Annotated in this window: 7 protein-coding genes and 1 pseudogene; 3 read left to right on the top strand and 5 right to left on the bottom strand. The window is 67.5% G+C overall.

Translation table 11 applies throughout. The features are described from left to right. A partial coding sequence (locus ACRDU5_RS16425; protein WP_526615700.1) for a DUF7159 family protein occupies positions 1–875 on the bottom strand: 875 nt, incomplete at its 3' end. Between the two features lie 132 nt (positions 876–1,007). Here ACRDU5_RS16425 and ACRDU5_RS16420 point away from each other — a divergent pair. Then, the gene (locus tag ACRDU5_RS16420; RefSeq protein ID WP_526615699.1) at positions 1,008–3,383 is read left to right on the top strand and encodes a lysylphosphatidylglycerol synthase transmembrane domain-containing protein; all 2,376 of its coding nucleotides are present in this window, start codon (positions 1,008–1,010) and stop codon (positions 3,381–3,383) included. Here the strand turns inward: ACRDU5_RS16420 and ACRDU5_RS16415 are convergent. Both ACRDU5_RS16415 and ACRDU5_RS16410 read right to left on the bottom strand, forming a co-directional pair. Beyond that, a complete protein-coding gene (locus tag ACRDU5_RS16415) occupies positions 3,380–3,739 on the bottom strand; it encodes a hypothetical protein (RefSeq protein WP_526615698.1) in 360 nt (119 codons plus the stop codon). The two genes, ACRDU5_RS16420 and ACRDU5_RS16415, sit on opposite strands and share 4 nt — an antisense overlap. A gap of 10 nt (positions 3,740–3,749) precedes the next feature. Continuing rightward, positions 3,750–4,322, bottom strand: a complete 573-nt coding sequence (locus ACRDU5_RS16410; protein WP_526615697.1) for a hypothetical protein — start codon at positions 4,320–4,322, stop codon at positions 3,750–3,752. Positions 4,323–4,963: 641 nt separating this feature from the next. On the opposite strand from ACRDU5_RS16410, the gene ACRDU5_RS16405 reads away from it, so the two are divergent. Beyond that, complete coding sequence (locus ACRDU5_RS16405; RefSeq protein WP_526615695.1) at positions 4,964–5,350, top strand: DUF2237 family protein; 387 nt, start codon at positions 4,964–4,966, stop codon at positions 5,348–5,350. A gap of 1,050 nt (positions 5,351–6,400) precedes the next feature. Continuing rightward, positions 6,401–7,096: an alpha/beta fold hydrolase gene (locus ACRDU5_RS16400; protein WP_526615693.1), complete on the top strand. Its 696-nt coding sequence runs from the start codon at positions 6,401–6,403 to the stop codon at positions 7,094–7,096. Between the two features lie 6 nt (positions 7,097–7,102). On the opposite strand, the pseudogene ACRDU5_RS16395 reads toward ACRDU5_RS16400, so the two are convergent. After that, positions 7,103–7,177 (bottom strand): annotated as a pseudogene (locus ACRDU5_RS16395) (alpha/beta fold hydrolase); the annotation flags it as partial. Between the two features lie 12 nt (positions 7,178–7,189). Then, positions 7,190–8,452 (bottom strand): cation:proton antiporter domain-containing protein (locus ACRDU5_RS16390; RefSeq protein WP_526615692.1); only part of this gene is annotated, 1,263 nt, incomplete at its 5' end.

The raw sequence follows: 8,452 nt of genomic DNA, 5'->3' as shown, positions 1-8,452 counted from the left end.
GGCGCGGCCTGTGCGGCCGACGGCGGACTCGCCGCCGGGGCCGGTCCTCCGGCGGCGTTGGCGTTCCGCGGCTGCTCGGGGGCGGCATCCGGTGTCAGCCGAAGACCGAGCGCGACCGACAGCGAGACGATGAAAACCACCACCGCGGCGGCGAGGACGGACGTCAGCGCGGCGGTTCTCGACATGGCGAAACGCCTGACCGGTGCCGTCTCGGCGTCCAGGGTGTTGACCGCCAGCGCCGACGCCACCGCCGCTCCGCGCGCCATGGCCATGTCGGCTTCGGCGGCGGAGATGACCGGTGCGGCCGCGACGGCGTCGAGCGTCGACACGATCGGATCGAGGTCGACCGAACCGACGACGAAGATCGCGTCCAGCGGACGATCGTTGAGATCCAACGCGACCGTCGTGGCGGTCAGGTCGACGGCTTCCGCGCTGTCGAGAGGTCGGTCGTTGCGGTCGACCGACACGCCGTCGGAGTTGACCGTTGCAACCAGGGCGCCCTCGGGTTCGAAGATGCACACGGCGACGTCGTCATAGCCGGCGATGTCCGCGATACCAGTTGCCAGCGCTTCGGTGGCCTCGATCTCCGAGACGGCGACCACGTTATCGAGGCCCCGGGCTTCCAGGGCTTCCAGCACGGTGCTCGCTTCAGCGTCCGCGTCATCGGCCCAGGTGACACCGATCGCGTGGATGGTGCTTTCCGCCAGGTTCTCGTTGTCGTCCAGCAGCGATTCCAGCAGGCGGTCCGCGTCAAGCGTGGTCGTGGCGGTGTCCAGTGCTCCGCGGTCCATGGGCGCACCCTCGCCCGTGGTCCCATCGACGAGCACCCAGCGGACGGCTGTCGAAGTCATCGACAGACCGAGCACGAGGTCCATAGGTACCCCCTCTGCCTGTCCGGGTCTGAGATTACCGCTGTGCTCGCTGGTGTCCAGCTATGTTGTCCGGGAGGTTGTCCGGGAGCCAGCGGCACGTAGGGCTCCAGAACCGATCCGAAGGATCCGCGGGACATGCGAGTTGACGGGCGGGAGATCACCGTTTCGGGCAGCTTGCTGCAGCCGTTGACCCGACGCACCACCGACATCCTGCGGCTGGTCCTGGCGGCGGTGTTCCTGGCGGCGGTCATCACCAGCTCGCTGATCACCCGCTACGAGTGGGTCGAGCTGGAAAGGTCCATCTCGGACATCGTCGGCGTGCTGACCCCCACCCAGTCCAACCTGGTCTATCTGGCCTACGGGCTGGCGATTCTGGCGCTGCCGTTCGCAATCCTGATCGGCCTGATCGTCGGCCGCCAATGGAAGCTCCTCGGCGCATACGCCGCCGCCGGGATCATCGCCGTGCTCGCGCTGTCCGTTCAACCAAGCGGGATCACCGCGCCGCGATGGCAATTCGACCTGTCCGACAAACTCGACACCGTCCTGTCGGAGTTCCTCGACGACCCGCGCTGGATCGCGATGCTCGCCGCCATGCTCACGGTGTCGGGTCCGTGGCTACCCGCTCGGTGGCGGCGGTGGTGGTGGGCACTGCTGCTGGCCTTCGTGCCCATCCACCTGGTGGTCAGCGCGGTGGTTCCGAGTCGGTCAATTCTCGGTCTGGCCGTGGGCTGGTTCGTCGGCGCGTTGGTGATCCTGGTGGTCGGCACACCCGCGCTGGAGGTGCCGCTCGACGGCACCGTGCGGGCGCTGGCCCGACGCGGATTCGCGGTGTCCTCGCTGCGGGTGGTTCGACCGGCCGGTCCCGGAGCGTTGATTCTCGACGCCGGCTCGGTCGAACCCGGCTCGTCGGCGGTGATCGAGTTGTACGGCCCGAACCAACAAAGCGGTGGGGTGCTGCGCCAGCTCTGGCGCAAGCTGCGACTGCGCCGCGGCGAAACCGCGCCATTGCACGCCTCCATGCGTCGCACCGTCGAACATCGCGCGCTGATGGGGATCGCCATCGGCGATCTGGGACTCGGCAACACCGCGCCGCTGGCCGTCGCCGCGCTCGACCGGGGTTGGACCCTGTACGCGCACACGGCCGACCGCGGCACCCCGATCACCGAATGCGTCGAGGACACCCCGGTGCCCCGAGTGTGGGAGTCGCTGCGGGCGCTCCACGATCAGCAGATCTCGCACGGAGACCTGCGCGGCAAGAAAATCACCGTCGAGGACGACACCGTGCTGTTCGGTGGTTTCGACCACGCCGAGTACGGGGCCACCGACGCACAACTCCAATCCGACATCGCGCAACTTCTGGTTACCACGACCGAGCTCTACGGCGCGAAGTCCGCGGCCAGCGTGGCGATCGAGGTCTTCGGCAAGGACGCCGTCCTGACCGCGTGCCGTCGGCTGACGAGAATCGCTGTGCCGAAGCGCATCCGGGAATCGGTCCTCGACGCCAAGGCGGTGATGGCTGCGGCCCGCGACGAGGTGAAGCACCAAACCGGCGCGGATGAAATCCAGACCGAGACGATCACCCGCTTCACCCGCGGCCAGGTCATCCAGCTGGTGCTGCTGCTTGCGCTGGTCTATGTGGCCTTTCCGTTCATCAGCTCGGTGCCGACGTTCTTCTCCGAACTCAGGACGGCGAACTGGTGGTGGGCACTGCTCGGGTTGACGGTGTCGGCGCTGAAATACATCGGCGCGGCAGTGGCCCTGTGGGCCTGCGCGGACGGGCTGGTGCGGCTCCGCGATCTGACAATCATGCAGGTGGCCAACACATTTGCCGCGACCACCACCCCGGCCGGTGTCGGCGGACTCGCACTGAGCGCGAGGTTCCTGCAGAAGGGCGGGCTCGGCGCGCTGCGCGCCACCACCGCGGTAGCACTGCAGCAGTCGGTGCAGGTGGTCACCCACGTGGGGTTGCTGATCTTCTTCAGCGCGGCCGCCGGCGCGTCGGCTGACCTTTCGCACTTCGTGCCATCCGCCACCATCCTGTACATCGTCGCCGGTGCTGCTCTCGGGATGGCCGGCCTGTTCATGTTGGTGCCCAGGCTGCGGCGGTGGCTGGCGACCGCGGTGCGCCCGCGGCTCAACGAAGTGCTCGGCGACCTGGCCACCCTTGCCCGCGAGCCCAGGCGGCTGGTGTTGATCGTGCTCGGTTGCGCCGCAACCACTCTCGGGGCGGCCCTGGCGCTGTGGGCCAGTGTTGAAGCCTTCGGCGGCGACACCTCCTTCGTCACCGTCACCGTGGTGACCATGATCGGCGGCACCCTCGCGTCGGCCGCCCCCACCCCCGGCGGCGTCGGCGCCGTCGAGGCGGCGCTGATCGGTGGCCTCGCGGCGTTCGGGGTGCCCGCCGCGATCGCCGTGCCGTCGGTACTGCTCTACCGGGTGCTCACCTGCTGGTTGCCGGTGTTCGTCGGCTGGCCGATCATGCGCTGGCTGACCAAGAAGGAAATGATCTAAGCGCGGCCTTCGTCGATCGCCGCCCGGATATCCGGCGGCACGTTCCGCGCGATTTCTTCTGCGAGCCTGGGCAGGTCCCGCATCCGCTGCTCGTAGGCGGTTTCGTCCATCTCCTCGACCTCCAGACCCGGCAGCGGATTATCCAGATACTGCTTGGCCAATTCGCGTTGTCTTTCGCTGTAGCCCGGCTCCTGCTGCCTGCGCTCCAATTCCGCGGCCGCCTGACGAAAGGCCTCGACTCTGGTCGGCGCCGTCACCGACCAGTCCTCAAGCGGATAGAACGCTCGCCACTGCCCGTCGGGCAGCTCCTCGAGCTGCAAGGTCTGACCGACGCGCAGCACCTTCTTCGACCCCATGACATCTCCTTTAGGGCGGTACGTAGAAGTGTTCCGTGTACCAGCCGTTGTCGACGCGGAAATTGCAATCCCAGCCGCCACCGGTCGCGGCAACGCATTTGATCGTCCAGACCGACTCCGGAACAGCATCGAACCATGCCGCGGGATTCGCCGTGGGTATGACCGATTCGGCGAACTGCACCTGGTCCAGCGCCGCCGCCAGCCCTGACAGCCGCGCGGCGATCTGCCGGTCAACCGCGGTCAGCGCACTCGCTGCTGTGCCGAGGTCGGCCGCGATCGCGTGGCTCTGCGCCTGTCGGGCGGCTTGCATGCCGGCCGGCCCTGTACTTGCACGGCTGACGACGGACAGGTCGTCTCGCACGTCGAACCCGGCCTCGTCCGCCCGTGCCACCACGGCAAGGACGCGCTGGCGGGCCGCGATGACATCCGCTGCGCCGGTGCGGGCCGTCGTGGCCAGCTCATTAAGCACGTCCGAGAGTCCGAGAACCCTGATGCGGTCGGCCTCCGCGCGCGACTGCGCCGCCTCGGCGGCGATGCCTTCCCAATCGGTGCCGCCCGGGCTTCGGGCCTCCCGCGACGCCACCGTGAACGCGTCAGTCCACGACGCTGCGGCACTTGTCCATCGCGATGCGCCCGCAGTCAAATGGTCGGTGTCCCAGTTCCGAATCTCTGACAGCCTCACACCACACCCCGCAACGAGGTCGCCGAGATGCGTTCGGACATTTCATAGCTCGTTGCCGCGCTCGCCGCCTTTGTGGCCGTGGAGTCCAACCTCGCGATTAGCACTGCGCTGACCCGTTGAACCTTTGCATGTGCCGCGACGACCGCGGCCGATGTGGCCTGGCATGGCAACCCTGCCAGCGGCGCGTCGCTTCGACTGACAAGAACCTCGGCTTGCGCTCGACATCTGACGGCCATTGCGTGCAGACCGTCGATGTCCGACCGAATCCCGACCGGCTCCATGCAACCAATTTACGGCCCGTGGAACCCGCCTTTGTGCACCAATTCAGTGGCCCGAGCTACCGTTCGTCGGCGACGTGGGGCGGCGGCCAGCGCGTCATCGTCACCGCGCGCCTTCGCGCCCCATGTTTCGTTTCGCCCGCAACCGCAGCTCACGGTCGTAGTTCTCCTGGCGCATCCGCAGATCTGCATAGATGAGCATCTGCACTGTGTGGAAGGTGTTCCCCGGAGCGCCGCCCGGTGTAGTGGCGGGATACTGGACCGGTGCCTGATCGAAACGTCTTGGGCGGTCCGCTGGAACCGTGCGGCACCGACCCGCTCACCGGCTTTTACCGTGACGGCTGCTGCTCGACCGGGCCCGAGGACATCGGCCGGCACACCATCTGCGCCGTCGTGACCGCCGACTTCCTGGAGCACCAGCGCTTCATCGGCAACGATCTGTCGACGCCGATGCCCCACTTCCGGTTCCCCGGCTTGGTGCCGGGCGACCGGTGGTGCGTCACCGCCACGAACTGGCTGAAGGCATACCACGACGGCCGCGCCGCCCCGGTGGTGCTGGCCTCCACCCACGAGCGCACCCTCGACGTGGTGCCGCTGGAGGCGCTTCGGGAGCACGCCGTCGACGTGCCCGACGACCTCGGCAACCTGTGACGACAACTGTGGCATACGGTGTGCGCATGACAGAACAAGCGCCCGCGGTCACGGTGCGCGCTGCGCGTGCTGAAAGCGCACAGTGCATGCGACGTCTGCGAAAGCTGGACCCAGAAGCCAGAAATAGCCGGGTGCAGTAGTCGACGAGTTCGTCGCCTGTGGCGGTGCTGCGGCGTTCGGCCAGCGGCGCGCTTGCCAGCGCGAGGCTGAGCGCGACGCGTCCTTTGCGCGGGTCGTCGGCGATGAAGTCGATCTCGCATCGCAGCGCCGCGCGCACCTGGTCGGACAGCTCGGTGGGTGCCTATGCGACGGCGGCCAACCCGGCTTGGATGAGCTCCTCGACGAGCGCGTCGAACACGGCCACGTTGAGCGCGGGCTGTTTGATGGGCGACTTCGGCGAAACGGTGACCTGTTCAACACAGGGGCGACACGGTGCGCGAAATGTTCGACCGCGTGGTCACCGGCCGCGTTCCCGAGATGATCCCGCGCCCTCGCTGCGAGAACGCTCAGACTACGGGCAGACCCTGAAGGCAGAGGCGGATTGGTAGCAAACACCGCGAAAGTCCTTTCGATGTCAAGGGCTAGACCCCACGTGCTGTGGCACCCAATATCACTGGCTGTGGGGAAGGTTGGCCGCCATAGCGAAAAGTCTTGCGGGTCCTAGCCGTTGCCGACGGGGGACCTGCGATCTCATCCGCTTGGAAGCGCCAGTACGGACAATTGCCTATTCAAATCGCCACGGGGAACGAGTGATTCATCCCATGTGATGCCGCTTCGTTGAGGCATAAGTTGGCCATATGACCGGTTTTCGAGAAACTCGATCGAACGCGACGGCCGTCGACGAGTTCGAGGTCGCGCAGTGCCGGTTGCTGGAGCGCGTCGGGATCCAGGCAGAGTCCCGATTTGTCGACACGCCCGTGACCGGGGGCCGCGCGCACCTGTTGGTCGCCGGAGAGGGGCCACCGCTGATGATGGTGATTGGCGGTCTGATCCCCTCCGCCTTCTGGGCGCCGGGTGATGCCACACCTAGGCGGGTACACGCTCTACGCCGTGGACCTGCCGGGATTCGGGCTGACGGACCCCGTCGACTACCGGGCACAGCCCTTCCGCCCGCTGGTCGTTGAGTTCCTGGCGCAGGTTCTCGAAGGCATTGGCCTGCAGTGCGTGCCGTTCGTGACGCAATCGCAGGGATCGCTGTGGAGCACCTGGCTGTCGCTCGACCGGCCAGGATCTGTCACCGCGCAGGTGATGGTGGCGTGTCCGGCGCACATCCTCGGGACATCGGCACCGCTGCCCATGCGAACGATGTCGATACCTGCCATCGGGCGGGCACTGCTGAAGCTGCAGGCACCATCGCCGCGGCAGGTCGATCGCGTGTTCGCGATGGTGCACGAGCATGCCGCGCAGCGGGAGGTTCGCGACCTCCTGTTGGCATGTGAGCGGCTGCCCGCGTACGCCGAGAGCTTCGTCGGCCTGCTGGCCGCGGTGATGCGCTTCGGACGGGTGCGCCCGGAGATCGCCCTCACCCGGCAGCAACTGGCGCAGGTCGCTCATCCCGTGCAGATGATCTGGGGCGACAACGATCCTTTCGGCTCGCCCGCTACCGCGCGGCGCGCGGTGGACTTCCTCCGCGACGGAGAGCTGCACTTCGTCCCCGGCGGTCACGCCCCCTGGTTCGGGCGCGCGGAGCAGGTCGGCGAACTCGCGGTGCGCTTCCTGCGGGAACATCGCACCAACGGCGGCTGACCAACGGCGGCTCGGCTTGTCGGAGCGGCCGAAGCCGATCAGATCCGGCGCGAGGACGCGGTGGCCGCCGTCCGGCGGGGGAAGCCGCGCCCCTCAGGTGCCCGCCTGGTCGACCTCACTCCGCACCCGGGTGGCCGCCGCGTCGGCGACCGCTTGCGAGATCACTCCGGCGGTCACCAGGTCGCGTAGCGTCTCGACGACGGTGATCCGGGTCAGTGCCTTGGCTTGGCGGCGGTGCATGATGGTTCGGTCGACCGGGCCGTCCGCGCCGAGATCTTCGAGTCGTTTCCCCGCGGACTCTTCCCAATGGGCGAAGGTACGTTTCGCGTCGTCGACGATCTGCTCATCGACGCTGGGCAGCGTCTTGAACAGCTCGAGTTCCTCGACCGCCTTGTGCGCGGCCAGCCGCCGCGCACCCACCTCGATGTAGGCGACCTCGGTCAGATCCTCACCCAGCGGCTGGGGGAGCCGATTCAACAGCCACCGGTGCAGGCGGCCATACCACGGCAGCGCGGCCCGGCGGGCCGCATCCACCCGCACGCCCCCCGCCCCCTCCTCCTCCTCGATCTCTGCGTCGATCTCCTCCATCAGGGTGCGAGTCGCGATCGGCGGCAGCAGGCCGGCATCGCTGAGGCTCTGGTAGGCCTCGCGCTCGATGTGCAAGCCGCGCAGGGTCAGGACGCTCTTCTGTTCCGCCGCATCAAGATTCGATCGCGCAAGCAGATCATTGGCGTCGGTCTCGGCGACGTCGAGATGGACGGCTACAACTTGGTCCTCGAAATCAAGTTCCCGTAACCGATTTCGCGACTCCCGCACCGCAAGCAGCCGGGACAACGCGTTGAGGTACTCGTCGGAGCGGCTGGGCTTGTCGAGTCCGAGGACATGCACGACAAACGAAATGGTGGTCGCGTTGAGCAGCAGGGTGGCCAGCACCACGCCGCCGCACATGGCGATGAACTGTTCACGTTGCGCCAGCTCCTCCGGCAAGGCGAGAGCCAGCGCGAGTGCCACACCGCCGCGCAGACCGCCCCAGACGACCACCGCAGAGTTGCGGTTACCGACCTTCGGGATGCGCGCCCACTTCTCCATCAACATCACCAGCGGGACGACCGCGAGCGGCCGGGACACCAACACCGCCGCGATGCCGACACCGATCGCTGCCAGGTTCTCGCGCAGCAACTCGAAGTCCAGCGCCAACCCGATGAACAGGAACAGCAGCGCGTTCGCGATGTAGCCGAGTGCATCCCACAGCTCGTGCAGCAACTCGCGCACCGGCTGCTGGGCGCGGCTCTCCATCAACCCGCCGATCACGACACCCGCCGCGACCGCGGCCATCACTCCGGATGCGTGCAGCAC

The organism is Mycobacterium sp. (assembly GCF_050701515.1).
Classification (GTDB): Bacteria; Actinomycetota; Actinomycetes; order Mycobacteriales; family Mycobacteriaceae; genus Mycobacterium.
This window is presented reverse-complemented; position numbering and strand designations above follow the sequence as displayed.